This is a genomic window from Amycolatopsis decaplanina DSM 44594 (assembly GCF_000342005.1).
Classification (GTDB): Bacteria; Actinomycetota; Actinomycetes; order Mycobacteriales; family Pseudonocardiaceae; genus Amycolatopsis; species Amycolatopsis decaplanina.
This window is the reverse complement of sequence record NZ_AOHO01000026.1, coordinates 176,210-202,795: the sequence shown is the minus strand read 5'-3', so window position 1 is coordinate 202,795 and position 26,586 is coordinate 176,210. Positions and strand designations below refer to the sequence as shown.

The window sequence follows — 26,586 nt, the reverse complement described above, 5'->3', positions numbered from 1 at the left end:
ATCTGCCCAACCCGACAACCCTCGACTGGTGCACAGCCTGCCGCATACGGTGACCGGTTTCACCCCATGAGGGAGACCAGTTGGCCGACATCGGGTGAATTAACCCGCCTGGAGGAACTATCTGTACACCGTGGGCCGGTGTTACCCCTGGCAGTCGCCGGACGGCCAGCCGTTCGCCTTGAGCAGCGCGAGGGTTTCGTCCCCGAACGGGTTGACGCCGGGGCCGACGGCGAGCGTGTGCGCCAGGTGGACGTGCAGGCATTTGACGCGGCCGGGCATCCCGCCCGCGCTGACCTCGTGGCCGAGCGAGTCGATGGCGTCGCGTTCGGCGAGGTAACTCTCGTGGGTCCGCTGGTAGGCGGCCGCCAGCTCGGGGTCCTCCGCGAGCCGGTCGGTCATCTCCTTCATCAGCCCGGACGCCTCGAGCGTGCCGACCATCGAAGTCAGCTTCGGGCAGGTCAAGTAATAGAGCGTGGGGAACGGTGTGCCGTCGTCGAGGCGGGGGCTGGTCTGCACGACCGACGGGTGGCCGCTCGGACAGCGCGCGGCGACGGCGCGCAGCGCACGGGGTGCCCGGCCGAGCTGTTCCGCGATGATCTCGCGGTCGGCGTCGGTCACAGGCTCGTATGAAGACTTTTCCGTGCTGTTCACACCCATAAGGCTAAAGGGAGAGCTTCAGCCACCCGCGACCTGATCCCACAGCTTCTCGTACCAGGAGCCCGAGGGCACCGGCTGCTGACCTTGCGGCTGTCCCTGCTCGGGCGCCTTGTCCTCGGGGAGCTGCACGATGTACGGCGTCTCGCCGGGCTTCACGAAACCGAACCGCTTACGCGCCTCCGCCTCGATCTGCGCCGGGTCGCTCAGCTCGGCCTTGCGGCCCTCCAGCTGGGTGACGCTCCGCTGCAGTTCGGACTGCAACTGCTGCTGCTCGGTCACCTCGGACTTCTGACTGAGGTACGTGCGCAGCGGGACGGCGATGGTGAACGCGAGCGCGCACACCACGATCGCCACCACCGCGGCCCGGCGGGTGGTGGACATGCCGAGCACCTTCGCGGCACCCGATGCCCGTTTCGCCGCCAAGCTGCGGCGCAGCCGGGTTCGGGCGCGGACCTCCGTCGTCGTCGTGCGACGGGCACGCTCGGGTCGGCGGCCCCTGCTGGAGCCACCGCCGTCCGCGCGCCCGCTACGACGGGTCCGCGCCCTCCCCCGGTCCGCCATCGTTCGTTATCCCTCGGCGCTGAACCGCGGGAACGCGAGGTCGCCGGCGTAGCGCGCCGCGTCGGCGAGGGTCTCCTCGATCCGGAGCAGCTGGTTGTACTTGGCGATCCGCTCGCCGCGCGCCGGGGCGCCGGTCTTGATCTGGCCGACACCGGTCGCGACGGCCAGGTCGGCGATGAAGGTGTCCTCGGTCTCGCCGGACCGGTGGCTCATCATCGACTTGTAGCCGTAGGAGGTGGCCAGCGAGATCGCGTCGAGGGTCTCCGACAGGGTGCCGATCTGGTTGACCTTCACCAGCAGCGCGTTGGCGGCACGGCGGCTGATGCCCTCTTCGAGGCGGTCCGGGTTGGTGACGAACAGGTCGTCGCCGACCAGCTGGACCTTCTCGCCGATCTCGGTGGTCAGCTGGACCCAGCCGTCCCAGTCGTCCTCGCTCAGCGGGTCCTCGATGGACACGAGCGGGTAGTCGCGGACGAGCTCGCCGTAGTAGGCCGACATCTGCTCGGCGCTCTTCTTCGCGCCTTCGAAGGTGTACGCGCCGTCGGAGAAGAACTCCGTCGCGGCGACGTCCAGCGCGAGCGCGACGTCACGGCCCGGGGCGTAACCGGCCTTCTCGATCGCCTGAAGGATCAGGTCGAGCGCCTCGCGGTTGTTCTTCAGGCTGGGCGCGAAGCCGCCTTCGTCGCCGAGGCCGGTGGCCAGGCCGCGGCCCTTCAGGACCGACTTCAGCGAGTGGTAGACCTCGGTGCCCCAGCGCAGGGCCTCGCGGAACGACTCGGCGCCGATCGGCGCGATCATGAATTCCTGGATGTCCACGTCGGTGTCGGCGTGCGCGCCACCGTTGAGGATGTTCAGCATCGGCACCGGCAGCACGTGCGCGTTCGGCCCGCCGAGGTAGCGGAACAGTTCCAGCTCGGCCGACTCCGCGGCGGCCTTCGCGACGGCGAGCGACACGCCGAGGATGGCGTTCGCGCCGAGGCGGGACTTCGCCGGCGTCCCGTCGAGGTCGACCAGCTTCTGGTCGACGATGCGCTGGTCGACGGCGTCGGTGCCGACCAGGTCCGGACCGATCTCGTCCAGGACGGCCGCGACCGCGCGCTCGACACCCTTGCCGTTGTACCGGCCGGTGTCGCCGTCGCGCAGCTCGACGGCTTCGTGTTCGCCGGTGGACGCACCCGAGGGGACCGCGGCCCGCGCCAGCGTGCCGTCGTCGAGGGCCACCTCCACTTCGACCGTCGGGTTGCCTCGCGAGTCCAGAATCTCGCGAGCGCCTACCTGCTCGATGAGCGCCACGCCATGCTCCTCATGTGGGTTGTGCCTGCGGTGACCGGGCCCAGCCTAGCCGTCGGCGCCGTTCACCCGTTGGAGGCACGCGCCACATCACGCCGACCCAGTACCTTTCCGACCTTCCTCCCCACCACCGCCCTCAAGGGGGGAGCTTCGCTCCGCAGTACCTACTCCGGGACCGGTTCACCTGCGCGGACTTCCCGCCAGCCCGACGGAAGCTCGACGGTGTCGGAGAACTGCTGCCAGAAAGTCCAGCTGTTGCCCCCGATGTCGGAGACGGTGAACACGCGGGCACCGTAGGGCTGGTCCTGGGGCGCGTCGATGTCGGCGTCGTCGCCGAGCGCGGCGCGGACGCGCTCGTACTGCGCGTCGGCGTCGGGGACGTAAACGATGTTCAGCTGCCCGACCGGGCCGTCGACGCCCTTGGCCTGCCAGTACTCGGGGCCGACCCCGGCCAGCTTGATCTTGGCCTGCCCGGCGCACAACGTGGCCTGGAACACCTCTCCGGAGGCGTCGGCGAAGCGCACTTCCTCGGTGAACCCGAACACTCTGACCAGCCACGCGACCGCCTCGGTCGCGTCGGCGTAGTAGAGGTACGGCGCGAGCCCGAGGTAGCCGGGCTCGTTTTCGGGCCTATCCGCTTCGGCACTGCTCATGGCAGGACAGTTCACCATGACCGTTTCAGCAGTCGAGATCGGCCCTGCCCAGGCGTATCGTGGAGCGGACCATGATGGATGCCGAAGCCGCCCCAGAACCCGGTGAGGACTCGTCCGGCGAGTCCCGGTTCCGCGCCTTCCGACAGGCGGAGGCGCTGGTCGAAAGCCGCCGGCCGCTCGACGCCCTCAAGGCCCTCGAGCCCTTGCTGGAGGACGAAACCGACAAACCGAGTGTTCAGTTGCTGGCAGGCCGCGCGTACTTCCACTCCGCACAGTTGCGGCGGGCGGAACGCGCCTTCACCCGGGTGCTGGAGCTGGACCCCACCGACCATTACGCGCGGTTCGTACTCGGGCGGACCCTCCAGCGCCTCGGCCGGTTGACCGAGGCGCTAGCGCAGATGCGGATAGCGTCGGCGATGCACCCGATCCCGGAGTACCTGGAAGCGATCAGCGAGGTCAGCGCGCGGATCGCGTTGCGCGACTGATCGGATCGCCCCAGAGGGAGCAAGGGACCTTTGCTCTCATTTGGACCTGGCCCGCAGGTGGGCCCGCTCGCCCTGCTTGCCGAACAGCACCAGCAGTTCCACCGGCCCCGGTCCCGCGCTGCCGAACCAGTGCGGCACCCGCGTGTCGAACTCCGCGGCCTCGCCGGGCCCCATCGTGAAGTCACGGTCACCGAGCAGCGCCCGCAACCGTCCACTGAGGACGTACATCCATTCGTAGCCCTCGTGTGTCCGCTGCACCGGCTCGATGTCCTCGACCGGGATCAGCAGTTTGAACGCCTGTGGCTGTCCCGGCTGCGCGGTCAGTGCCCAAGCGGTGAACCTGCCGAATTTCTGCGCCTTCATCCGGACCCGCGGGTCGGCGGGTTCGGGCTCGCCGACCAGTTCGTCGAGCGGGACCTGATGCGCGGCCGACAGCGTGAGCAACAACTCCAGGGTGGCCTTCCGGGTGCCCGATTCGAGCCGCGAGAGCGTACTGGCGGAGATCCCCGTCGCCTCCGAGAGCGCGGAGAGGGTGGTGCCGCGTTCTTTGCGAAGGGCCTTGAGCTTCGGGCCGACCTCGGCGAGCCGCCGTTCGATGTCCTCCATGCCTCCAGTTTGCCAAATCGGCAATGAACTTTGCCAACCTTCGAAGAGATCCGGATGCTCGGCACCATGAACGACGAATTCGACGTGGTGATCATCGGTGGTGGCGTCGCGGGTCTCAGCGCGGCCTTGGTATTGGGCAGGGCGCGGCGGAAGGTCGTCGTGATCGACGGCGGCACCCCGCGCAACGCGCCCGCCGCGCACGCGCACGGCTTCCTGACCAGGGACGGCATTCCACCCGAAGAACTGTTGGCGATAGGCCGTGACGAGGTCCGCGGCTACGGCGTCGAGATCGTCGAGGACGTCGTCCACCGGCTGCGGCACGACAAGGCGGTGGAACTGGCGAGCGGCCGGGTGATCAGCGGGCGCCGGATCGTGGTGACCACCGGGCTCGCCGACGAACTGCCGGACGTCCCCGGCGTCGCGGAACGCTTCGGCGCCGACGTGCTGCACTGCCCGTACTGCCACGGCTGGGAAGTGCGCGATCAGCGTTTCGGCGTGCTCGCCACCTCCGACAAGTCGGTCCACCAGGCGCTGATCGTCTGGCAATGGAGCAAGGACTTGACCTTCTTCACGCATACTCAGCAGCTCTCGGCCGACGACCGGGCGAAGCTGACCGGGCTGGGCATCCGGATCGTCGACGGGAAGGTGTCCGAGCTCGCCGTCGAAGACGACCGGCTGACCGGTGTCCGGCTCGTCGACGGCGAATTCGTCGAACGCGATGTGGTCTTCGTTGGCCCGAAGTTCGTCCCGCACGACAGGCTCCTCGCCCAGATCGGCTGCGCGCGCACCGAAAGCGGCTCGATCGCGGTGGACGCGCAGGGCCGCACGAGCGTTGACGGTGTCTGGGCGGCGGGGAACGTCGTCGATCCGATGGCGCAGCTGGTCGTCGCGGCGGGCGACGCCTACCGGATGGCGTCGGCGCTCAACTTCGATCTGGTGCTCGAGGATCAGGGCGCGACACTGGCTTCCGCGTAGGTGTCGGCCGCGCTGAAGACCTCCTGGACATAGGGCACTTCCGGGTTGAACATCCGCATCGACTTCCACCAGCCGTCAGGGGTGGCGACGTCGTCGCTGGCGGCGCACAGGTAGCGGGCGGTGGCGAAGGCGGCGTCGTCGAGGTCCTTCGGATCCGGCTGCCTGCCGTCGCTTCTGGCCCGGGCGGAGTGCTTGGCCCAGACTTCCGGCGCGAGCGTGATCGGACCGGGCCTGCCCTGCGCCGTCTCGACATGGGAAATGCCGGCGAGGGTCGCCCAGGAGAGATGACAGCCCGGCTTCTGCCGCCGGAGCCACATCTCGGCCCGGCCGTACGCGGACAGATCGGTGACGGAGAGCTTCGTCTTCGAGGCCACCCGTTTCGCCCAGGTCTCGAGTTCGGCCGCGTCGGAAACGGTGGGCCGGTCGGGCGGCGCGGCGAGCCCGGCGCGCGGCGTCGCCACCCCCGGTCGCGGCTTCTGGTCGGGAACCGCGAGCGCGGGCTGGGGCTGAGGCGGCGGAGGAGGCTCCTCCCCGTCCGGCCGGTTCACTCCGACGGTCATGATCAGCACCACGCCCGTGAGCACGAGCCCACCCGCGAAAGCGAGCCTGGGGACGTACGGCGGCAGAGGGCGGGCAGGCTGCTCCGGGGCTTCGGTGCTCTGGGCGGTTTCGGCCACCCGGTCAGGTTACTTCGCCACACTTCCGGGCGATGCCCCATTCGGCTTACGAAGCCAACTGACGGTAAAACGCGTCGGCGACCGGTGCCCGGCGGCCGATTCGTTATGTGATCTACAGAGTTCGCGCTGACCTGGGGATGCTTACGAGCTCACCGTCCGATCAAGACCCTTTCGAACGTTTCGTCCATTTTCAGACCACGTCACTCCCCCTGGACTTTCAGGGAAGCCTTACCTAAAAACAGGAGGTTCAGTCGAGACGACCAGGGAGAACGACGTGTGGTTCGCGAGCGCGCTCATCGGCCTGCGTGAAGGTCTGGAAGCTGCCCTCGTCGTCAGCATCCTCGTCGCGTTCCTGGTCAAGACCGAACGGCGGCACGCGCTGCACTGGGTGTGGCTCGGTGTCGGCGTCGCGGTCCTGCTGTCGGTCGGGGTCGGCGCGATCCTCACCTACTCCACCGCCCAGCTGACCTTCGAACAGCAGGAGCTGCTCGGCGGCACGCTGTCGATCGTCGCGGTCGGGTTCGTGACGGCGATGATCTTCTGGATGCGCAAGGCGTCGAGGACGATCGCAGCGGAGCTGCGCGGGAAACTCGACGAAGCGCTCGACGTCGGCCCGGCCGCCGTCCTCGTCCTGTCGTTCTTCGCCGTCGGCCGTGAAGGTCTGGAAACGGCGGTGTTCTTCTATTCCACCGTGCAGACCGCGCAGGGCGGCACGACCGAGCCGTTGATCGGCTTCACCGCGGGCATTCTCGTCGCGATCGTGCTGGCGTACCTGATCTACCGCGGCGCCGTCCGGTTCGACCTCGGCAAGTTCTTCACGATCACCGGTGTCCTGCTGGTGTTCGTGGCGGCGGGCGTACTCGGCTACGGCCTGCACGACCTGCAGGAGGCCGCCTTCCTGCCCGGGTTGACGACGCTCGCGTTCGACGCGTCGGCCGCCCTGCCGGAGACCAGCTGGTACGGAGCGCTGCTCAAGGGGATCTTCAACTATTCGCAGCAGACGACGGTCCTGCAGGCCGTCGCGTGGATCGCGTACGTGGCGATCGTGCTGCCGCTGTTCCTCAGGCCCAAGAAGAAGGTCGCGGCGCCCGTCGCGGCCGCGGTTAAGGAGTGACCTCGTGTCCCGTCGATTCCCGCTCGTCGCGCTCGCCGGCGTCGGCGCCCTGGTGCTCACCGCCTGCGGTGGTGGCGAGGCAACGCCGGCCGCGGCAGGCGGCCCGATCAAGGTCGAAGCCTCCGACACCGCCTGCGCCGTCTCGGTGAACACCGCGAACGCGGGCAACGTGACCTTCGAGATCACCAACAAGGGCAGCAAGGTCACCGAGTTCTACCTCTACGCCGAAGGCGACCGGATCATGGGCGAGGTCGAGAACATCGCGCCGGGCCTGAACCGGCGGCTCATCGTCGAGGTCGCCGAAGCGGGCAAGTACCAGACCGCGTGCAAACCGGGCATGACCGGCAACGGCATCCGCGGTGACTTCACCGTCACCGGCGGTGGCGCGAAGCAGGCCGACCCGAACTCGCAGAAGGCGCAGGCGGTCAAGAGCTACGCGGAGTACGTCGCGAACAACACCAAAGCGCTGGACGAAGAGACCACCAAGTTCGTCGCGCTGGTGAAGGCGGGCAAGGTCGACGAAGCGAAGGCCGCGTACGCCCGGACGCGCGTCTACTTCGAGCGGGTCGAGCCGGTGGCCGAGAAGTTCGGCGACCTCGACCCGAAGATCGACGCGCGCGAGGCCGACCTCGAACCGGGCCAGAAGTTCACCGGGTTCCACCGGCTGGAGAAGGATCTCTGGGTGACCGGCCTTCAGCCGGACACGAGCCAGATCGCCGACCAGCTGCTCGCCGACGTCAAGGAACTGGTCACCAAATCGGCGTCAATCGAACTGAACGCGCTCGACCTGGCCAACGGCGCCAAGGAACTGCTCGACGAGATCGCCACCGGCAAGATCACCGGCGAGGAGGAGGCGTTCTCGCACACCGACCTCTCGGACTTCCAGGGCAACCTCGACGGTTCGAAGGCCGCGATCGCCTCGCTGCGCCCGCTGCTGCAGGCGAAGGACCCGGCACTGGTGTCCACTTTGGACAAGGAGTTCGGCAATGTGCAGACGTTGCTGGACAAGCAGCGTGAAGGCGACGGCTTCAAGCCGTACACCGCGCTGAGCCAGGACCAGGTCAAGGAATTCGCGTCGGCGGTGGACGCGCTGAGCGAACCGCTGAGCAAGGTCGCCGAGGTCGCGGCGCAATGACCGGACACGAGCACACCCCGGTCACCCGCCGGAAGCTGTTCGGCCTGGCGGGCGCGGGTGCCGCCCTCGCCGGGACCGGCGCCGCGGCCGGATTCGGCGCGAACCGGCTGCTCGGCGGGGACAGCCCGGCGCAGGCGGCGCAGAGCGTCGTCGAATTCCACGGCGAGCATCAGGCCGGGATCGTGACCCCGGTGCAGGAGAACCTGCATTTCGTCGCGCTGGACGTGACGACGAAAGATCGCGAAAAGCTGGTCAAACTGCTGCGCACGTGGACGGACGCGGCCCGGCGGATGACCGCGGGCCAGGAGGTCGGGGCGGGAGGCGCCGTCGGGGGTGCCCCCGCCGCTCCGCCGAGCGACACCGGAGAGGCGCTCGACCTGGCGGCGTCGTCGCTGACGCTGACCATCGGTTTCGGCCCCTCACTGTTCGACGACCGGTTCGGGCTCGCCCCGAAACGGCCGGCCGCGCTGATCGATCTCCCCCTTTTCCCGCAGGACAAACTCGACCCGGCACGCAGCGGTGGCGACATCTGTGTCCAAGCGTGCGCGGACGATCCTCAAGTGGCGGTGCACGCCATCCGGAACCTGGTGCGGCTGGGCTTCGGCGTCACCGCGGTGCGCTGGTCGCAACTCGGGTTCGGCCGCAGCTCGTCGACGTCGCGGGCGCAGTCCACGCCGCGGAACCTGTTCGGGTTCAAGGACGGGACGCGCAACATCAAGGCCGAGGAGACCGACATCCTGCGCGACCAGGTGTGGGCCGCTGCCGAAGACGGGCAACCGTGGATGGCGGGCGGGTCGTACCTGGTCGCCAGGCGGATCCGGATGCACATCGAGACCTGGGACCGGGAATCGCTGAAAGGCCAGGAAGGAATCGTCGGCCGCTCGAAGGGCGCGGGCGCGCCGCTGGGCCAGGCCGCCGAATTCGACACACCCGATTTCCAGGTCGGCGGCGCCGGCGGCGAGAAGCTGATCCCGGAGGACTCCCACGTCCGGCTGGCCTCGCACGAAAACCTGAACGGGGCACGGATCCTGCGTCGCGGTTACAACTTCGTCGACGGTTCCGACGGCGTCGGGCATCTCGAAGCAGGACTGTTCTTCCTCGCCTTCAACCGGGACACGCGCAAGCAGTTCGTGCCGATGCAGCAAGTGCTGTCGTCGAAGGACGCGATGATGGAGTACCTGCAGCACACCGGATCCGCCCATTTCGCCGTGCCGCCTGGCGTGCGCGAAGGCGGTTTCTGGGGCGAAGGCCTGTTCTCTTGACCTCCAGTTAAGTGGAGGTCGCACACTGATTCCCATGTTCAGTGAAGCGGAACTCGACTACCTCGCCACCCAGGGACTCGGACGGCTCGCGACGGCACAGCCGGACGGCACGCTGCAGGTCAGCCCGGTCGGCTACGCCTACAACACCGAGACCCGGACGATCGACATCACCGGTTACGAACTGGCGAAGAGCAAGAAGTTCCGGAACGTGGCCGCCAACGGGCAGGCCGCGTTCGTGGTGGACGACATGCCTTCGCAGGATCCGCCGAGGATCCGCTGCCTCGAGATCCGCGGCCGGGCCGAGGCGCTGACCGGCGCCCGCACGCCCGATGGTCATTTCGACGGCGCGGTGATCCGGATCCACCCGTCGCGGATCATCAGCCTCGGTGTCGACGACCCGGACCACGACCCGCTCGATCTCGTTCCGCACAACCGGAACGTCTGAACCCTCGGATGTCAGGAAAGGGGCGTTCCTGACGAATTTTGTCAGGAACGCCCCTTTCCTGGAACTTCAGCGGCGGTTACCGAAGACCGCGTAGGTCCCGAGGCCCGCCACGGCGAGCACCACCGCGGTCCACGTGGCTTCGGCGACGCCGGCGGGCTGGAAGAGCCAAGTGATCACCAGGTGCGCGAAGTCCGTGCCCGACGTGGTGGCCCAGACCACGAACGAGACGACGAACACGAACAGCGGCAATGCCCACCCGAAGGCCCCGCCGAACAGCACCGCGGAGACCCCCGCGAGGCCGAGCAGCCCACCGGCGTTCCGCACGATGATCTCCACCGGGACCCGCTCCGCCTCCCACAGCCGCGGAAGCAGCGCGGCACCGGCGCCGAAGCCGCCGATCAGCAGGAGATGCAGGACGCGGCGAGGCACCCAGCGGATCGCGGCGGTCCGGTCGAGATCGGTGTCCTGCCCGCTGAGGCCGATGGCGGTCACCGCGATCGCCACCAGAAGCGCCAGGGAAACCGGGATCTCCGACCAGCGGTCCCGTGCCAGGAACCAGATCACGGCCATGCTCGCCGCCAGCCCCGCGAAGGACGCGGGCATGGCACGGGAGCGGGCGTACAGCACCGCCCATCTCATCGGGCACCGCCGAGCAGGATGTCGAGCTGGTTGCCCTGGCAGGTCAGGCCCGCCTGCCGCTGCGCGATGATCCGCTCTCGCTGCACACCGGGCGGAAGGGCATGGAAGGTCTCCCACTTCCCTACGATCTCGTTCTTCTTGTCGTCGCTCAGCCAGGAACCCTCGGACATCTTCCACTCCCCGAGGAACCAGCTCGCCGTGATCGACCGCGCGGCGATTTCGTCCAAATAGGACCCACCGACACCACGGAGGGAGTAGCAGATCGGCGTCCCGGAGCCGGCGACCAGCGCTCGCGTCACATCCTCCGGATTCGTGCGCGAACGGACGGACCAGTCCACCAGGTCCACGTGGACGGTGTCGGCCGCACGCGATGGCACCTCGTCGTAGCCCAGCCGCCGGTCCTGTACCGCGACCTTGACCGGAGCGTCCGGCAGTGTTCCCAGCAACCGCAACGCTTCCCTGCCGGGCCCGGCGAGACGGGCGAGTTCGGATTCGAGCATGCGGGGGGCGCAGACCGGGCCGTCGCAGACCATCTCCGTCGCGTTCGGGTCGACGACCTCGGCTTCGGCCGTGGTGCCGGGAAGAACGGGCAAGGCGATCACGACCGCCACCAGCGCGGGGACGACGGCGAGCCCTTTCGCCCGCTTGGAGCGGCCCGCGAGCAGGAGGAATCCGGTCGCGGCCAGTCCGGCGAGCCAGACTCCCTGCCCGAGATCCATCCGGCTCGCGGTGGTGCTGAACGGATCCCTGACGACGTCCATCGCGGGAGAGAGCAAGGAGACCCGGAACGGCACGAACCCGGCCAGCGCGCTGCCCTCCGTCCCGGCGAACTGGAACAGGAGCACGGCCACGAAAGCGGCGACGGCCACCGCGGGCGCGGTCAGCGGATGCGGCAGCAACCGGCCGATCCCGAGCCCGATCCAGGCGCCCGCGAGCATCGCGAGCACACCGACCACGACGATCGGCAGCCAGCTGACAGTGAAGAACCCGCCGTTGAAGGCGGCCTGGACGGCACCGACGGCGAAGATCAGCAGATAGCCCAGCACCAGCAGGCCGCCCAGCGCGCCGGCGAGTTTCGCGGCCCGCTGCCATCCGGGACGCGGCATGGTGGTCATGAGTTCGACCGTGCCGGACCGGCTGTCGCGCATGCCTTGGATGACACCGGCGCCGATCGCGATCGGCCACAGGAACACCAGCAGGAACCGGCTCCACTCCGCGGCGTGCGTCCAGTGTTCGTCCCAGGCCAGCGGCGCCTTCGTCCACGGACCGCTGAACGAGTACAGGAATCCGAACGCGACGACGAGGATCGCGAGCGTGGCCCACGGAGCGATGGACCGGCGGACTTCGGTCCGCAGGACGCGCGTGTTCACCAGTTCCCCTTCCCCGGCTCGTGCCCCAGCAGCGCCGAATAGCCACGCTCGATCGGGCTGTCGCCGACGTGCTCTTCGCTCCCGGCCGCGGCCAGTTCGTCCGGAGTGCCCTGGAAAACGAGCTTCCCGTTTTCGAACAGGACGACGTCGGTGCAGGCCGTCGCGACGTCCTCGACGAGATGCGTCGAAACGACAACGCAGGCGTCCCGGCCCAGTTCCTGCATGAGGTCCCGGAACCGCACGCGTTGCGCCGGATCGAGTCCGGCGGTCGGCTCGTCCAGCAGGAGGATGTCCGGATCGTTCACGATCGCCTGCGCGATCCCGACCCTCCGCACCATGCCGCCGGACAGTGTCTTCATCCGGTCGTCGGCGCGATCGGCGAGGCCGACCCGTTCGATCGACCGCTGCACCGCCGCCGGGATGTCCTCTCCTGCCATTTCCTTGAGCCAGGCGATGTATTCGACGAACTCGCGGACGGTGAATCGCTTGTAGAAACCGAAATTCTGCGGCAGATAGCCGATACGGCGGCGCAGGCGGCGCTGATCGGTGAACCCCCCGACGGATTCACCGAGCAGCGCCAGCCCTCCCTCTGCCGGCCGGAGCACCGTCGCCAGTGCCCGGATCAGCGTGGTCTTCCCCGCCCCGTTCGGGCCGAGCAGACCGTGCACCCCCGTGCCCAGTTCCAGGTCGAGCCCGTTCACGGCGAACTTGCGTTTGCCGACCCGGACCTTCAGCCCCTCCGCCTTGATCTGCCACGCGTAGGTCGTCGGCGCGACCTCCGCGGCCCCGACAGCACGCATCATGTTCTCCCCTTCTTATCGTTCGGATCCGGTGAGCAGGCCGAAGACGCTCCGCCGGAGCACCACCACGACCGCGGTCAGCGCGAAGATCGCGCCCCACACCGGAAGCAGCCGGGGTTCGAGCGCGGTGGCATGCCCTTGCGAAGCCACCGCGGGCGCCAAGATCACCGCCACCCAGACCCCGGCAAGGACGTAGGCCGCCCGCACCACCCCGATCAGCCCGCCGAGCGCGAGCGTTCCGGTGGTGAAGGCCAGGCTCGGCAGAAGACCGAGCCCGAATCCGCCGCCGCCGAGCCAGCCCGAGACGGCTTGGATCGGCAAGACGGCGGCCAGTACCGCCGTCGTCCGGCGCAACAGCAGGTAGAGCCCGGCCCTCGGCGTCGACGTGACGAGTTCGTACGCGGGATCGAGCCCCCTTGCCCACGACACCGCGACCCCGAGCACCGGCAGCACCGGCGAGAACAGCTGGACGAACGAGTAGCCCTCGCTCCTGGTGAACCCGATCGAGTCCAGCAGGACACCCAGTGCCGGGATCAGGACGATCATCACCAGCCACGGCAGCATCACCGGCGTCACCCAGGTGTGCAGCCGTCCGGCCCACCGTCCGCGCATCGGCCCCGGCCCCGCTTCGGCGAGTCTTGGCCCCAGTCCGGCCCAGACGTCGTCCACCAGCGCCGACACCGTCGGCAGGCTGACCGCGGCCAGCCTTCCCCGGCATTCCGCGCACGATTCGAGATGGGCTTCGATCGCCCAGACCTCGTCACCGGCCAAGCCGTCGTCCCCGCGGACATAACCGGCGAGGAGCTGTTCGGACACGTGTTCCTTGTTCACGACAGCGCCTCCCGCATCGCGATCCGAGCCCGCCTGGCACGGGTTTTGACGGTTCCTTCCGGCAGGCCGAGCAGGACGGCGGTCTCCCGGACGGTCAGTCCGTCGAGCACCATGGCCTGCAGGACCTGACGGAGTTCGGGAGCGAGCCGCCGCAACGCGTCGCCGACGTGGTCGCCGACCGCCCCGGCCAGCGCCTCGTCCTCGGCGGCGGGTGAGACGGCCGTTTCCGCGACCGGCAGCGGCTGAGCGTGCCGCGCCCGGCGGCGGAAGGCGTCGACCAGCCGCCGCGCGGCGATCGTCCACAGCCAGCCGACGGCGCTCCCGCCGACGGCCGAACCGGCGAACGCGCCGGCCGCGCGCCAGACCGCGAGGTAGGTCTCCTGCATCACCTCGGCGACGATCTGTTCGTCGGTGCAGCGACGGCGCAAGCGCACCGCCAGCCACGGCGACGTGCGGCGGTAGAGCTCCTCGAACGCCGCCCGGTCTCCTTTGGCCGTGCGGCGGACGAGCTGCTCTTCGTCCGGTTCCGTTCCCTTCACATCCGGCAAGACGCCGAGATCACCGAAACGGTTCTCACCCGATTGTGTCCCGCATCACAGCGGCTGCGCGGCCTTGGCTGCCTTCTCGTCGAAAGCGGAGCGCGAGGCGACGATCTGGTCGACGTTCTCGACGGCCCATTCGGCGACGGCGTTCGTCAGCCTGCCGACGTCGACGCCGAGCGGGGTGAGCCCGTACTCGACCCGCGGCGGGACGGTGGGATAGACGTCCCGCCGGATCAGCCCGTCCCGCTCCAGGGAGCGGAGCGTCTGGGTCAGCATCTTCTGCGTGATCCCGTCGAGCAAACGGCGAAGTTCGCTGAACCGCATCGGCCTTTCGTAACGCCGGATAGCGCCGAGGACGTAGAGCGCCCACTTGTTCGCGAGCGCTTCGATGACCGTCCTGGACGGGCAGTCACGGCCGTGCACGGCCACCCATTCCTCGAATATCCGCCGCTCATCGAAGGTACCCATGAGGTACCTAGATATCAGGAGGGTGCCTACTTCACAACAGGTACCACACCCGACATGCTCGTTCCCATGCGAAAGATCCAGCAAGTCTCCTTCGGCGGACCCGCCGTCCTCCAGCTCGCCGAATCCGAAAAGCCCGTTCCAGGCGAGGGCCAGGTCCTGGTGCGCGTCCGCGCCGCCGGGGTGAATCCGGCGGATTGGAAGATCCGGAACGGACTGGTCGTCGGCGACCTGCCGCTGACCGTCGGCCTCGATTTCTCGGGCGTGGTGGATTCGGCTGGGACGCGATTCAAGCCCGGAGACGAGGTCTACGGCGTCACGTTCCCGCCGAACGGCTCGTACGCCGAGTACGTCGCGGTCAGCGAGGACGCTCTCGCGGCGAAACCGGAAAGTCTCGATCACGTCGAGGCGGCCGCGCTCCCGATCGCGGCGCTCACCGCGTGGCAGCCGTTCACCCGGCTCTTCCCGGTCGGACCGGGTCACCGGGTGCTCGTCCACGCCGCGGCCGGCGGGGTCGGTCACCTCGCGGTCCAGATCGCGAAGGCCAAGGGCGCGTATGTCATCGGGACCGCCCGCGAGGCGAAGCACGCGTTCCTGCGGGATCTCGGCGCGGACGAACTGATCGACTACACGACCAGCGATTTTTCGAAATCGCAGGTCGTCGACGTGGTGCTGGACCCGATCTCCGGCGACTACGGTCCTCGATCCCTGGACACGCTCAAACCGGGCGGTTCGCTGATCGACATCGTCGGGCACGGTCCGGACCGGACGGAGGTCCGGCGGAAGGCCGAAGAACTCGGTCTCCGTTTCGACGAGTTCTACGTGTCGCCGTCCGGATCGGATCTGGCGGAAATCGCCGCTTTGGCCGACGCCGGTTCACTGCGGGTCTCGATCGCCGAGGTCCTCCCGCTCGAACAGGCCGCGAAGGCGCACGAACTGAGCGAGTCCGGACGCGTCCAAGGCAAGCTCGTGCTGACGATCCAGGGATGAGGTCCGGGGGACGTCACCCCTGGTTCCGCCAGAACTTGCGCCAGCCGTCGGCCTCCAGCGTCGTCGGTTCGAGACCGGCGTCGCGCGCGGCCTGTTCGGCGTCCCGGATGTCGTGCGCGAACCGCTTCGCGACGGCGCGGAGCTCACCTTCGGGATCGATTCCCGCCCGGCGTGCGGTCGCGGCCACCCGGAACAGCTGGGCCGCCGCCTCGGAGCCGTCCGGGAACAGATCGAGCGGGATCCCGGCCCGGCCGCTGCGCTGGCCGAGCTTTCCTGCCAGCGCCACGGCGGGCTGACCGAGCGCGACACCGTCCACAATGGACTGGCGGCTCTTCTCGGCCTGCTTCAGTTCTTCCCATTTGAGGTTCTGGTCGCTGACGGTCTCGACCCGGGGCGCGTCGGCGAAGACGTGCGGATGACGTCCGACGAGTTTCGCGACCAGTTCGGACGCGACCTCGTCGATTCCGAACGGATCGTCCGCGTCTTCGACGGCGACGCGCGCGTGAAACAGCACCTGGAGCAGGACGTCGCCGAGTTCCTCGCGCAAGGCGGCCCTGTCGCCCTCCTCGATCGCGTCGAGCAGCTCGTAGGTCTCCTCGACCAGGTACTGGCGCAGTGACTCGTGCGTCTGGACCGCGTCCCACGGGCACCCACCCGGCGAACGGAGACGATCCATCACCTCGGCGGCCTCGACCAGTGGAGCAAGGGGCGTTTCGACCACCCGTGCGCCCGACCTGATCAGCGCCGCGGCCTTCGGTTCCCTTCGCGACCCTGCGATGAGCACGAGGTCGCGCACCTGTGCGTCACCGAGCGCGGGCACCCCGAAAACGTCGGGATCGACATCGGAAGCCGCATACACGGCGGCGCCGCTTCGCAAGATCGGGAGTGCCGCGGCGGGCAGTGTCGCCCCGCGGGCGATCACGACGACGGCAGCGGTCACGGGTTTCGCGGAGCGGCACCGTGCACAGGCAGCACGATGCCCTTCTTCGAAGCTTCGTTGGGCGCGAGGTCCATGCCCACAACATCCCACACGCCGTAGCGCGGGTTCACCTTGAGGTCGACCTGGTCGAGGTACGGCTGGAGGAGCCGGATACCCACTCCGGCCAGCTGCTGAGCGCTGGGCTGCGCGGCCTGATCAGACGCGACGGGCTTGTCCGCGGCCCGCTCACGCACCACGACGACGACCCAAAGCGGCTGCTGCGGTGTCGGCTGGAACGCGGCGACGGTGTTGGGTTCGAGACCGAACAGGACGGTGGCCGCGGTCGCGGGCGACTGCATCGCCGGCAGCTTCTGACCGGTCCCCGCCTGAATACCGGGCGTCTGCTCGTCCTGCGCGATCAGCTCGGCCGCCGCGTTCGGCGAGGCGGCGAAGCGGCGGGCCTTCTCGATCGCCTGCTCGCGCAGCTTGTCCGCGTCGGAACCGGTGGCGTCGGTCGAGGAGACCGAGCTGAAATCGAACGTGACGGTGAGCTTGTCCAGGTACTTCATCGCGAGCTGGGTCTGCAGCGCGGCGTCGACCAGGGATTCGCGGTGATCCCGCACCCGCGCCACGAGCTGCTGGACGCTGAGCGCGGGGTCGTTCTGCGGGTTGGCCTCCATCGGCTTCGCCAACGGATCGTTCTGCAGCGCGTTGACGACGAGGGACTCGTCGACCCGGACGCCCTCCCGCTGAGCGGCACGCTCGGTGAGGTCGTGCAGGATCTCCTGACGGACGATCTCGCGGCCGACGAGGTCGAGCTGGTGCTCACTGGCCAGCTGCTGCCCGTACGGGTGCTCACGGACGGCCTTGTCGATCAGCTGCTGCACGCGATCCACCGAAACGGTCTTGCCGTCGATGATCACCGCGGCACCGACCTGCCCGGGACCGGCGTTGCATCCGGCGAGAAGGAGAGAACCGGCAAGAACCCCGACCAGCGCGCGACGGCGCCCCATGATCCGCATCACAGGGCCTACCCTCTCATACCGGCCCCGGCGAGAGAACCAGGTCGTAAGTCGCGATTCGGGTTCTCGTGAACCGAAAGTCAAAGGCGTCGTGTCGGACGCCGGTCCGTGAAGGCCTCCTTGAGGGACCCAGAGTCCCTCAAAGAGGCCTTCACGGATTTCGGAGCGGTGAGCGCGGGCGTCTCACGCGACGGGCGCCGGCGCCTTCATCAGATTCGTCAGCAGCTTCGCGCACCAGTCCAGCAGTTCCTCGTCCCGCAACGCGGGGGCGCCGATACGCCCGCCCGCCGGGCCCTCCGTCGGCTTCGGCACGGACACCGTGTTCGTCACAGCCTTGTAGAGAGCCTTGGGGTACAAGCGCTTCAGCCGCACCATCTGTGAATCCGCCAGCGGCAGCGGCGCGAACCGGATCGACGTGCCCTGGACGGCGACCTCGGTGACCCCCGCCGCGCGGCAGGTGTGCCGGAACGCGGCGACCGCGAGCAGCCTCCGCACCGGAGCGGGCGGCTGGCCGTAACGGTCGATCAGTTCCTCGCGGACCGCGTCGAGCCCGGCCTGGTCGGGCGCGGCCGCGATCTTGCGGTACGCCTCCAGCCGCAACCGCTCGCCCGGCACGTAGTCGTGCGGGATGTGCGCGTCCACCGGGAGATCCACGCGGACCTCGGCGAGCTCCTCCTCTTCGGAGGTCTCCGCGCCCGCGTGCCGGCGGAACGCGTCGACCGCTTCGCCGACGAGCCGTACGTACAGATCGAAACCGACACCCGCGATGTGCCCGGACTGCTCCGCGCCGAGGATGTTGCCCGCGCCGCGGATCTCCAGGTCCTTCATCGCGACGGCCATGCCCGCGCCCAGTTCGGTGTTCTGCGCGATGGTCGCGAGCCTGTCGTGCGCCGTCTCGGTGAGCGGGGCCTCCGGCGGGTACAGGAAGTACGCGTACCCGCGCTCACGCCCGCGCCCGACCCGGCCTCGCAACTGATGCAGCTGCGCGAGACCCAGCAGGTCACCGCGTTCCACCAGCAGCGTGTTGGCGTTCGAGATGTCGAGCCCGGTCTCGACGATCGTGGTGCAGACGAGCACGTCGTACTCGTTCTCCCAGAAGCCCTGGATGATCTTCTCGAGTTTCTCCTCGTTCATCTGCCCGTGCGCGGTGACGACGCGCGCCTCCGGCACCAGTTCGCGAATGCGCTTCGCGGCCTTCTCGATCGAGGAAACCCTGTTGTGCACGTAGAAGACCTGGCCGTCGCGCAGCAGTTCGCGCCGGATCGCGGCGCCGACCTGCTTGTCGTCGTACGCGCCGACGTAGGTCAGGATCGGATGCCTGTCCTCGGGCGGAGTCAGGATCGTGGACATCTCGCGGATCCCGGCGAGCGACATCTCCAGCGTCCGCGGGATCGGCGTCGCCGACATGGTCAGCACGTCGACATGCGTCCGCAGCGCCTTGATGTGCTCCTTGTGCTCGACGCCGAACCGCTGTTCCTCGTCGACGATCACCAGGCCGAGGTCCTTGTACCGGATCCCGGTCTGCAACAGGCGGTGCGTGCCGATCACGATGTCGACGTCGCCCGAAGCGAGCTGTTCGAGGATCGCGTCCGACTCGGGCTTCGACGTGAACCGTGAGAGTCCCTTGATCTTCACCGGGAACGAACTCATCCGTTCGGTGAAGGTGTTGAGGTGCTGCTGCGCGAGCAGCGTCGTGGGCACCAGCACCGCGACCTGCTTGCCGTCCTGCACCGCCTTGAACGCCGCGCGCACCGCGATCTCGGTCTTGCCGTAGCCGACGTCGCCGCAGATGACGCGGTCCATCGGGACGCCGCGTTCCATGTCCGCCTTGACCTCGTCGATCGCGGCGAGCTGGTCGTTGGTCTCGGTGAACGGGAAAGCGTCCTCGAGTTCGCCCTGCCACGGGGTGTCCTGCCCGAACGCGTGCCCCGGCGCGGCCTGCCGCGCGGCGTAGAGCTGCACGAGTTCGGCGGCGATCTCCTTGACCGCTTTCTTCGCCTTGGCTTTGGTGTTCTTCCAGTCCGATCCGCCGAGTTTGTTCAGCGTCGGCAGCTCACCGCCGACGTAGCGGGAGACCTCGTCGAGCTGGTCGGTCGGGACGAACAGCCTGTCCCCCGGGTGGCCGCGTTTGGAGGAGGCGTACTCCAGCAGCAGGTACTCGCGGGTCGCGCCGGCGACGGTGCGCTGCACCATCTCGACGAACCGGCCGATGCCGTGCTGGTCGTGCACGACGTAATCGCCCGCCTTGAGGGCGAGCGGGTCCACGGCGTTGCGGCGCCGCGACGGCATCTTGGTGCTGAAGTCCTTTGTGGACGCCCCGGCGCCCGAGCCGCGCCCGGTCAGGTCCGATTCGGACAGCACGACGAGGGCGCGCTCCGGCGAGACGAAGCCGTCCGAAAGCCCGCCGCACGTCACCGTCACGACGCCGGCCGTCAGCGGACCGGTGAGACCTTCCGCGAGCGACGCGGGCACTTCTCCCGCCGACAGCCGCTCGACGGCGCGGGTCGCGGTGCCGTGCCCGGCGACGACGAGCACGGCCGTCCCGCCCGCGGCCGTGTGGGCGCGCAGATCCGTCGTCGCCCGCTCGACCTCGCCGCGGTAGTTCGGCGCGGCTTCGATCGAGACGCGGTAGACGTCGGGGTCGTCGCTGGCCAGCTGCGTCAGCGTCCACCAGGGGCGCTTCGTCTCTTGAGCGTGCTTCGCGATCTCCGAGAGGTCCCGGTACGCGGACGCGCCGAGGTCGATCGGCGCCTGACCGCCCGCGGCGGCCGTGGTCCAGGACGCTTCGAGGAACTCCTGCCCGGTGCGGACCAGGTCGGCCGCGCGGGCGCGGATCTTCTCCGGATCGGCCAGCAGCACGTGCGTGCCCTGGGGCATCGCGTCGGTCAGCAGGTCCAGCTCGCCCTCGCACAGCACGGGGATGAGCGCCTCCATCCCCTCGACGGGAACCCCGCCGGAGAGCTTGGTGAGCATCTCGGTGAGCTGGGCGTCCGCCTCGTACGTCGTCGCCAGCTCGGCGGCCTTCGCGCGTACCGGCTCGGTGAGCAGCAGCTCACGGCACGGAGGCGCGCTGACGTGCTGGATCTCCCCCGGCAGCGACCGCTGGTCGGACACCGCGAACGCGCGGATCTCGCTGACCTCGTCGCCCCAGAACTCGACCCGCACCGGATGCTGCGCCGTCGGGCCGAACAGGTCGAGGATGCCGCCGCGAACGGCGAACTCGCCGCGCTTCTCGACCATGTCCACCCGCGTGTAGGCGAGCTCGACCAGCCGCTCCAGCAGCCCTTCGAAACTCTGCTCCTCGCCGACCACCAGGTCGATCGGCGCGAGCGAACCGAGCCCGGGCGCCATCGGCTGGATGAGGCTGCGGACGGTCGCGACGACGACGCGCAGGCCGTCCGAGCCCGTCTTGAGCCGGTGCAGCACCTCCAGCCGCCGCCCGACGGTGTCCGCCCGCGGGGACAGCCGCTCGTGCGGCAGCGTCTCCCAGGACGGGAAGTCGGCGACGGCGTCTTCGCCGAGGAACGACTTCAGCGAAGCGGTCAGCTCGTCGGCCTCGCGGCCGGTGGCGGTCACCGCGAGCACGGGGCGGCCGGCGCCCTCGTCCGCGGCGAGGGCGCCCGCGACCAGCTGGCGGGTGGCGATCGCGCCCTGGAGTTCGAGCACCGGGGCACCGGCCCGCTCGACGACCCCGCGAAGGGCCGGATCGGGAAGGATGGAATGAAGGAGTCCGGACAATGGAGCGTTTGTCACCGTCCCAGCCTACGTGGGGGCACCGACAGTCCGCCGCGCGATTACCTGGGCAGGGCGTCGACGACCCTCGGGAGCTGCTCGTCGAACTCGGCCGGTTCCTGCGTCGCGATGCGGATCAGCACGTGTTCGGCGCCCGCCTCCTGGTATTCACGCAACTTGTCGGCGACCTGCGCCGGGCTGCCCGCGATCTGCATCTGGATCTTCTCGACGAAGTCCAGCGGAACGCCGTAATTGCGCTGTGCGTAGTACTCCAGCCGCTCGCGTGCCCTGATCGGGTCATCCTCGATAAGCACTGTCGCGAACAACGCGGGTGTGACGGGGCGTACGGCCGTTTCGCGGATCTTCGCGAGCCCGTCGGCGTAGTCCGCGACGTCGGGTGGATACGGCAGCCAGCCGTCGTAGAGCCGTCCCGCGCGCTCCAGGGCGCCCGGGGTGAACGCGGCCAGCCACACCGGCGGACCGCCGGGACGGTGCGGTTCCGGGTATTCCGGAAGAGCGTCGTACCGCAGCACCTCACCGTGGAACGGACCGCTCTTCCCGCTCCAGACGTGCCGCCACAGCGCGACGATGTCGTCGAGGCGGGCGCGGCGGCGTTCCCACGGAACGCGGGTGAAAGCGAACTCGGGTTCGCTGCGGCCCGCGAACCCCGCGCCGACGCCGAGGGTGATCCGGCCCCGGCTGAGCAGGTCGAGCGAGAGGATCGCGTTCGCGGAAAGAAGCGGATCCCGCAACGCCGGGAGCAACGCGGCGGTGCCGAGGGTGACCCGCTCGGTGCTGGCGGCGAACGCGCCGAGCAACGTCAAGGGATCGATGGGCGTCTTCGCGAGGGTGTCGCCGACCCAGACCGAATCGAGGCCGAGGCGTTCGGCTTCGACCGCGATGGCGACCATTTCCGGCGCGGTGCGCCCGGCGTCGAGGATGGACCGATAAGTGGGGACGACCAGACCGAATTTCATGCCGGAAGCATCGCCGCGGCGGGGAATGGCCTCAATTCCCTCGAAGGAATGGCGGTGCTGTCGGCGTCTCGGCCAAGATGACGACCATGGTTTCCGGATTCGGCCCCGCGCTGCGGGGCTGGCGTGAGCGGCGTCGGCTGTCCCAGCTGGAACTGGCGCTCCGGGCGGGAACCACCCAGCGGCACGTGAGTTTCCTGGAAGGCGGCCGGTCGATCCCCGGCCGCGGCCTGGTGTTGCGCGTCGCCGAATCACTCGAACTCCCGCTTCGGGAACGCAACGGCCTGCTGCTCGCGGCCGGGTTCGCCCCGGGTTTTCCCGAAACGAGACTGGACGATCCCGGGTTGAAGCCGGTCCTCGACGGCATGCGGCGGCTGCTCGACGGGCACCGGCCGTACCCGGCCATCGTGGTCGACCGCTATGGCGTGCTCGTCGCCCGCAACGACGCGCTCGACCTGCTCTTCGAGGACGTGGCGCCGGAACTGCTGGAGGAGCCGGTCAACACCCTGCGGCTCGCGTTGCATCCGAAGGGGATGGCGCCGCGGGTACGGAACCTCGCGGACTGGGCCCGGCACATCCTGGAACGGCTGACACAGGAGATCGCGCACGCGCCGGACGAGCGGCTCGCCGAGTTGCTCGCCGAACTCGAAGGTTACGTCCCCGAGCCGGGGCAGCCCGGCCCTGACCACCTCGGGTTCGCGGTGCCGATGCGCCTGTCCACTTCGGCGGGCGAGCTACGGCTGATCACGGCCATCACGACGTTCGCGACCGCGGCCGACGTGACGGTGTCGGAATTGAAACTGGAGACGTTCCTTCCCGCCGACGCCGAGACGGCCGCGATCCTCATCGGATGACCGGTTCGTTCCTCCCGGGCGATTGGCGAGGCTGGCATGCTGATGCCATGCGCACTCCCGCCGTCGCCGCGTTCGTGTCCCTGTCCTTGCTGGTCACGGCCTGTTCCGGCGCGTCGAGCGAAACGGTGCAGAGCGCACCACCGGTCACTTCGAAGCCCGCCGTGTCGAAACTGAAGGTCGAGCAGGTGACGACCGGGCTCGAACACGGCTGGGACGTCGGCTTCCTGCCGGACGGGAAGATCCTCGTCACCCAGCGCCCCGGGAAGCTGGCCCTGATCGACGGCGGCACGAAACGCGACGTCGCCGCCGATTTCTCCGACGTCCACGTACGCGGCGAAGGCGGCCTGATGGGGATGGTGATCAGCAAGGACTTCGCGACGTCGCGCGAGTTCATCACCTGCCAGGCCCACAAGGAGGGCGACAACGCCGTCGACATCCGGCTGGTCACCTGGCGGCTTTCGGACGACGGCGCGAGCGCCACGAAGGTCAAGGACCTGCTGACCGGGCTGCCGGTGAACCCCAGCGGCAGGCACTCCGGCTGCCGTCCCGCGTTCGGCGCGGACGGGGCGCTGCTCGTCGGCACCGGCGACACCGCCCGCCCGCGGCACCCGCAGGACCGGACGAGTCTCGGCGGCAAGGTGCTGCGCGTCGACGCGAAGACCGGGAACGCGTTGCCGGACAACCCGTTCATCTCGTCGGCGAACCCGAACGAACAGCGCGTGTTCACCTACGGGCACCGCAACGTCCAGGGCGTCACGGTCCGCCCGGGCACCGGGCAGGTGTTCACCGCCGAACACGGGCCGACCATCGACGACGAAGTCAACCTGGAAACCGCGGGCGCGAACTACGGCTGGGACCCGTCCAAGGGCGGCACCGAGACCGACTACGACGAAAGCGTCCCGATGACCGACAAGCAGCGCTTCCCGGACGCTGTCAGTCCTTTGTGGACGACCGGTGAGATCACCGAGGCGATCTGCGGCGCGGAGTTCCTCACCGGAGCACAGTGGGGAGCGCTCGAAGGTTCGCTCGCCGTGACCGCGCTGAAAGGCCAGAAGCTCCTGCTGTTCCGCCTCGACGACGCGGGCAAGGTCACCGAAGTGACACTGCCGCCCGAGTTCGACGACAAGTTCGGCAGGCTGCGAGCCGTCCGTAGCGGCCCGGACGGCGCCCTCTACATCACGACTTCGGAAGGCCAGGACGACAAGCTGCTCAAGGTCACCCCGGGCGGCTAGCGGCCGAGGTGCGCGCCGCCGTTGACGTGGACGACCTGACCGGTGATGTGCCGCGCCTCAGGGCTCGCCAGGAAGGCCACCACTTCGGCGACGTCCGCGGGCTCGCCGGCGCGTTTGGTCAGTGTGTTGCCGATCAGCCACGCCCGGCGCTCGTCGGACAGCTTGCCGTTGAAGAACTCGGTGTCCCCGACCAGTCCGGGCGCGACGATGTTCGCGGTGATCCCGCGCGGCCCGAATTCCCTTGCCATGTCGACGTTCCAGGCCTCCAGCGCGGCCTTGGCGGCACCGTAGGAACCGGCCCCGGTGCGCGCGGCGATGGAGCCGATGGTGACGATCCGCGCGCCGTCGGCGAACCTTTTCCGCAAGGCGCGGGTGACCAGGACGGCACTGAACACGTTCGCGTCGAGGTTGGCCTGCCAGTTCGCGGCGAACACTTTCAGGTCTTCGGCGGGGCCGTTCCGGAAATCGGTGTTCCCGCCGGCGTTGTTGACCAGGACGTCGACGTGTTCCGGCAACGCGGTCAGCGCCTGTTCCACGGCGTCCGGGTCGGCCGCGTCGAACGGGACCGGGTTCGCGCCGAGCAACGTGGCCGCCTCGGTGAGGACCTGTTCGCGGCGACCGGTGATCGTCACCCGATCACCTCGCGCGGCGAGCGCCGCCGCGACGGCGTAGCCGATTCCCGTTCCGCCGCCGGTGACCACTACTTCCCTGTTCCGCCCCATGCCTCCAGCATAGGGACACTAGGCTTCCCTCATGACGAAGATCGACCCGGCGACGACGGCGCTCGTCCTGATCGACCTCCAGACCCGGATCGTCGCACTGGAGACCGTCCCGATCGAAGGCGCCGAAGTCGTGTCGAACGCCGTCCTGTTGCGAGACGCCTTCAGCGCGGCCGGCTCACCGATCATCCACGTGCGGGCGCACCGGCCGGGGGTCGACGAGCAGCCGCCCGGCAGTGAACTGGTCGCCGAACTGACGCCTCGCGAAGGCGAGCATCTGATCACCAAGAACACGATCGGCGCGTTCCACCGCACCGGACTCGACGAACTCCTGCGCGGACTCGGTGTGAAGACGCTGGTGCTCGCCGGGATCGCCACGGAGTACGGCGTCGAATCGACGCTGCGGGCCGCGATCGACCACGCCTACGAGACCATCGCCGTTTCGGACGCGATGGCGGGCATCGCCGCGATCTCCCACGAATCGGCGATCACGAAGGTGTTCCCGAGGCTGGGCGAAGTGCTCACGACCGCCGAGACCGCCGCGGCACTGGGCTGAATCATGATCGACAAGATCGCTTGGCTGTACCTGCGGGACGGCCGGATCCTGAGCACCCGGTCGCGCGGCAAGTCCGTGTTCTACCTGCCCGGCGGCAAACGCGAACCCGGCGAAAGCGACACCGAGACGCTGATCCGGGAGATCCGCGAGGAACTGACCGTCGAGATCGATCCAGCGAACATCGAGCCCGCCGGGATCTTCGAAGCGCAGGCCGACGGACACGCGATGGGACTCCTGGTCCGGATGACCTGCTACACGGCCGAATTCAGCGGAACGCTCGCGGCCAGCAACGAAATCGAGGAAGTCGCGTGGCTCGGCTACGAGGACAGAGGCAGGGTCTCCGCGGTGGACAAGATCATCTTCGACCACCTGCTGGAGACCGGCCTCCTGCGCTGACGACCGCTACTTCTTGAGGTCGTCCAGGCACAGCACCCGCGACTGCGGGAGCGTGCCACCCGACCGCTGCCACATGATCTTTTCGTCGGTCGACGGCACCTGGGTGCACACCGTGCTCCCGTCGACGAGGAACGCCGTGCTCTTTTCGATGGCGAGGACCTTGTACCGCGCTGTCGCGCAGTCCGCCTTCGTGAGCTTCTTCGCGTCGACCACGCCGTCGGGAAGGCAATCACCGACGACCGGCGCCCGCTCGCCCGGGTTCTTCAGGTCTTCCAAGCAGAGCAGGGTGCCGTCACTGGCCCCCTTCTTCCCCTGGAAGAAGTACGCGTCGGTCGTCGGATAGTCGTCGCATTCGGACCCACCCGAAAGCTTGAGCCCGATTTCCGACTTTCCGTCCTGTTTCCCGACGACCTTGAAGCTCGCGTCCGGCGTTCCGCATTCGGATTTTTCGACGCTGTCCGCGTTGTCGACGTCGCCCTTGAGGCAGGCGCCGACCTCGGTGCTCGACGCCGTGAACGGATTCGCGACGAAGAACGCGATCACGGCGATGACGGCGAAGATGCCCAGCCGGATGACGGGCTTCAGCCACGTCTTCTTCTGCGGCACCATCTGTTCCACGGCGGGCGCGGGATAGTTCTCCACGGTGGTTCCCCCAGTCAAATGCTCTCTATGGGGGACGTAGCGC

29 protein-coding genes are annotated in these 26,586 nt (G+C 68.8%); 11 read left to right on the top strand and 18 right to left on the bottom strand.

Annotated elements, in window-relative coordinates:
• Positions 1-141: 141 nt before the first annotated feature.
• The 4 genes from H074_RS04415 to H074_RS04400 form a co-directional block, all read right to left on the bottom strand.
• The gene (locus H074_RS04415; RefSeq protein WP_340687037.1) at positions 142-657 is read right to left on the bottom strand and encodes a DUF501 domain-containing protein; all 516 of its coding nucleotides are present in this window, start codon (positions 655-657) and stop codon (positions 142-144) included.
• A gap of 18 nt (positions 658-675) precedes the next feature.
• Positions 676-1,038 (bottom strand): FtsB family cell division protein, encoded by a 363-nt coding sequence (locus tag H074_RS04410; protein ID WP_007028814.1) that lies wholly within the window; start codon positions 1,036-1,038, stop codon positions 676-678.
• 186 nt (positions 1,039-1,224) lie between these two features.
• Positions 1,225-2,511 (bottom strand): phosphopyruvate hydratase, encoded by a 1,287-nt coding sequence (gene eno / locus H074_RS04405; RefSeq protein WP_007028813.1) that lies wholly within the window; start codon positions 2,509-2,511, stop codon positions 1,225-1,227.
• Positions 2,512-2,672: 161 nt separating this feature from the next.
• Positions 2,673-3,161, bottom strand: a complete 489-nt coding sequence (locus H074_RS04400) for a VOC family protein (RefSeq protein ID WP_007028812.1) — start codon at positions 3,159-3,161, stop codon at positions 2,673-2,675.
• Positions 3,162-3,232: 71 nt separating this feature from the next.
• Between H074_RS04400 and H074_RS04395 the strand changes: the two genes are divergently transcribed.
• Positions 3,233-3,646, top strand: coding sequence for a tetratricopeptide repeat protein (locus H074_RS04395; protein WP_007028811.1), 414 nt, complete (start codon positions 3,233-3,235; stop codon positions 3,644-3,646).
• A 36-nt stretch (positions 3,647-3,682) separates the two neighbouring features.
• Here H074_RS04395 and H074_RS04390 read toward each other — a convergent pair whose 3' ends face one another.
• Entirely contained in the window at positions 3,683-4,252 is a 570-nt protein-coding gene (locus H074_RS04390) for a helix-turn-helix domain-containing protein (RefSeq protein ID WP_007028810.1), read from the bottom strand.
• Positions 4,253-4,306: 54 nt separating this feature from the next.
• Here H074_RS04390 and H074_RS04385 point away from each other — a divergent pair, with 54 nt between their 5' ends.
• Positions 4,307-5,227 (top strand): NAD(P)/FAD-dependent oxidoreductase, encoded by a 921-nt coding sequence (locus H074_RS04385; protein ID WP_007028809.1) that lies wholly within the window; start codon positions 4,307-4,309, stop codon positions 5,225-5,227.
• On the opposite strand, the gene H074_RS04380 is transcribed toward H074_RS04385, so the two are convergent.
• Positions 5,200-5,904 carry a lysozyme family protein gene (locus tag H074_RS04380; protein WP_007028808.1) on the bottom strand — a complete coding sequence of 235 codons (705 nt, stop codon included), beginning with the start codon at positions 5,902-5,904 and terminating at the stop codon, positions 5,200-5,202. The two genes, H074_RS04385 and H074_RS04380, sit on opposite strands and share 28 nt — an antisense overlap.
• 274 nt (positions 5,905-6,178) lie before the next feature.
• Here H074_RS04380 and efeU point away from each other — a divergent pair, with 274 nt between their 5' ends.
• The 4 genes from efeU to H074_RS04360 are packed head-to-tail and all read left to right on the top strand — an operon-like array spanning position 6,179 to position 9,860.
• Positions 6,179-7,018: an iron uptake transporter permease EfeU gene (efeU, locus tag H074_RS04375; protein ID WP_007028807.1), complete on the top strand. Its 840-nt coding sequence runs from the start codon at positions 6,179-6,181 to the stop codon at positions 7,016-7,018.
• A gap of 4 nt (positions 7,019-7,022) precedes the next feature.
• Positions 7,023-8,153: an iron uptake system protein EfeO gene (gene efeO / locus H074_RS04370; RefSeq protein WP_007028806.1), complete on the top strand. Its 1,131-nt coding sequence runs from the start codon at positions 7,023-7,025 to the stop codon at positions 8,151-8,153.
• Positions 8,150-9,415, top strand: coding sequence for an iron uptake transporter deferrochelatase/peroxidase subunit (efeB, locus tag H074_RS04365; RefSeq protein ID WP_007028805.1), 1,266 nt, complete (start codon positions 8,150-8,152; stop codon positions 9,413-9,415). Before efeO ends, efeB begins: the two co-directional genes overlap by 4 nt.
• Before the next feature lie 34 nt (positions 9,416-9,449).
• Entirely contained in the window at positions 9,450-9,860 is a 411-nt protein-coding gene (locus H074_RS04360) for a PPOX class F420-dependent oxidoreductase (RefSeq protein WP_007028804.1), read from the top strand.
• 66 nt (positions 9,861-9,926) lie between these two features.
• Here H074_RS04360 and H074_RS04355 read toward each other — a convergent pair whose 3' ends face one another.
• From H074_RS04355 to H074_RS04330, 6 genes are read right to left on the bottom strand one after another with little or no spacing between them, the layout of a single operon-like run.
• Entirely contained in the window at positions 9,927-10,499 is a 573-nt protein-coding gene (locus H074_RS04355) for a hypothetical protein (protein ID WP_039921445.1), read from the bottom strand.
• Positions 10,496-11,869, bottom strand: a complete 1,374-nt coding sequence (locus tag H074_RS04350; protein WP_007028802.1) for a hypothetical protein — start codon at positions 11,867-11,869, stop codon at positions 10,496-10,498. Before H074_RS04350 ends, H074_RS04355 begins: the two co-directional genes overlap by 4 nt.
• The gene (locus H074_RS04345) at positions 11,866-12,669 is read right to left on the bottom strand and encodes an ABC transporter ATP-binding protein (RefSeq protein ID WP_039921538.1); all 804 of its coding nucleotides are present in this window, start codon (positions 12,667-12,669) and stop codon (positions 11,866-11,868) included. The genes H074_RS04350 and H074_RS04345 overlap by 4 nt, the downstream gene beginning before the upstream one ends.
• A 15-nt stretch (positions 12,670-12,684) precedes the next feature.
• Entirely contained in the window at positions 12,685-13,500 is an 816-nt protein-coding gene (locus tag H074_RS04340) for a zf-HC2 domain-containing protein (RefSeq protein ID WP_007028800.1), read from the bottom strand.
• Complete coding sequence (locus H074_RS04335) at positions 13,497-14,039, bottom strand: RNA polymerase sigma factor (protein WP_007028799.1); 543 nt, start codon at positions 14,037-14,039, stop codon at positions 13,497-13,499. Before H074_RS04335 ends, H074_RS04340 begins: the two co-directional genes overlap by 4 nt.
• A gap of 54 nt (positions 14,040-14,093) precedes the next feature.
• Positions 14,094-14,510, bottom strand: a complete 417-nt coding sequence (locus H074_RS04330) for a winged helix-turn-helix transcriptional regulator (RefSeq protein ID WP_007028798.1) — start codon at positions 14,508-14,510, stop codon at positions 14,094-14,096.
• 66 nt (positions 14,511-14,576) lie between these two features.
• On the opposite strand from H074_RS04330, the gene H074_RS04325 reads away from it, so the two are divergent.
• Complete coding sequence (locus H074_RS04325) at positions 14,577-15,497, top strand: NADP-dependent oxidoreductase (protein ID WP_235096653.1); 921 nt, start codon at positions 14,577-14,579, stop codon at positions 15,495-15,497.
• A 13-nt stretch (positions 15,498-15,510) separates the two neighbouring features.
• Here H074_RS04325 and H074_RS04320 read toward each other — a convergent pair whose 3' ends face one another.
• From H074_RS04320 to H074_RS04305, 4 genes are all read right to left on the bottom strand, one after another.
• Positions 15,511-16,437 carry a nucleoside triphosphate pyrophosphohydrolase gene (locus H074_RS04320; RefSeq protein ID WP_007028796.1) on the bottom strand — a complete coding sequence of 309 codons (927 nt, stop codon included), beginning with the start codon at positions 16,435-16,437 and terminating at the stop codon, positions 15,511-15,513.
• Entirely contained in the window at positions 16,434-17,438 is a 1,005-nt protein-coding gene (locus tag H074_RS04315; RefSeq protein WP_007028795.1) for a hypothetical protein, read from the bottom strand. Before H074_RS04315 ends, H074_RS04320 begins: the two co-directional genes overlap by 4 nt.
• A 183-nt stretch (positions 17,439-17,621) precedes the next feature.
• A complete protein-coding gene (mfd, locus tag H074_RS04310) occupies positions 17,622-21,176 on the bottom strand; it encodes a transcription-repair coupling factor (RefSeq protein ID WP_007028794.1) in 3,555 nt (1,184 codons plus the stop codon).
• 56 nt (positions 21,177-21,232) lie between these two features.
• The gene (locus H074_RS04305; protein ID WP_007028793.1) at positions 21,233-22,147 is read right to left on the bottom strand and encodes an LLM class flavin-dependent oxidoreductase; all 915 of its coding nucleotides are present in this window, start codon (positions 22,145-22,147) and stop codon (positions 21,233-21,235) included.
• 86 nt (positions 22,148-22,233) lie between these two features.
• Between H074_RS04305 and H074_RS04300 the strand changes: the two genes are divergently transcribed.
• Positions 22,234-22,998 carry a helix-turn-helix transcriptional regulator gene (locus tag H074_RS04300; protein ID WP_007028792.1) on the top strand — a complete coding sequence of 255 codons (765 nt, stop codon included), beginning with the start codon at positions 22,234-22,236 and terminating at the stop codon, positions 22,996-22,998.
• 47 nt (positions 22,999-23,045) lie between these two features.
• Positions 23,046-24,230: a PQQ-dependent sugar dehydrogenase gene (locus H074_RS04295; protein WP_007028791.1), complete on the top strand. Its 1,185-nt coding sequence runs from the start codon at positions 23,046-23,048 to the stop codon at positions 24,228-24,230.
• On the opposite strand, the gene H074_RS04290 is transcribed toward H074_RS04295, so the two are convergent.
• Positions 24,227-24,952 (bottom strand): SDR family NAD(P)-dependent oxidoreductase, encoded by a 726-nt coding sequence (locus H074_RS04290; RefSeq protein ID WP_039921443.1) that lies wholly within the window; start codon positions 24,950-24,952, stop codon positions 24,227-24,229. The genes H074_RS04295 and H074_RS04290 overlap by 4 nt on opposite strands.
• A gap of 31 nt (positions 24,953-24,983) precedes the next feature.
• Here H074_RS04290 and H074_RS04285 point away from each other — a divergent pair, with 31 nt between their 5' ends.
• The gene (locus tag H074_RS04285) at positions 24,984-25,505 is read left to right on the top strand and encodes an isochorismatase family protein (RefSeq protein ID WP_007028789.1); all 522 of its coding nucleotides are present in this window, start codon (positions 24,984-24,986) and stop codon (positions 25,503-25,505) included.
• A 3-nt stretch (positions 25,506-25,508) separates the two neighbouring features.
• A complete protein-coding gene (locus tag H074_RS04280) occupies positions 25,509-25,901 on the top strand; it encodes an NUDIX hydrolase (protein WP_007028788.1) in 393 nt (130 codons plus the stop codon).
• Between the two features lie 6 nt (positions 25,902-25,907).
• Here the strand turns inward: H074_RS04280 and H074_RS04275 are convergent, their stop codons facing one another.
• Entirely contained in the window at positions 25,908-26,543 is a 636-nt protein-coding gene (locus H074_RS04275) for an LppU/SCO3897 family protein (RefSeq protein ID WP_007028787.1), read from the bottom strand.
• Positions 26,544-26,586: the final 43 nt, after the last annotated feature.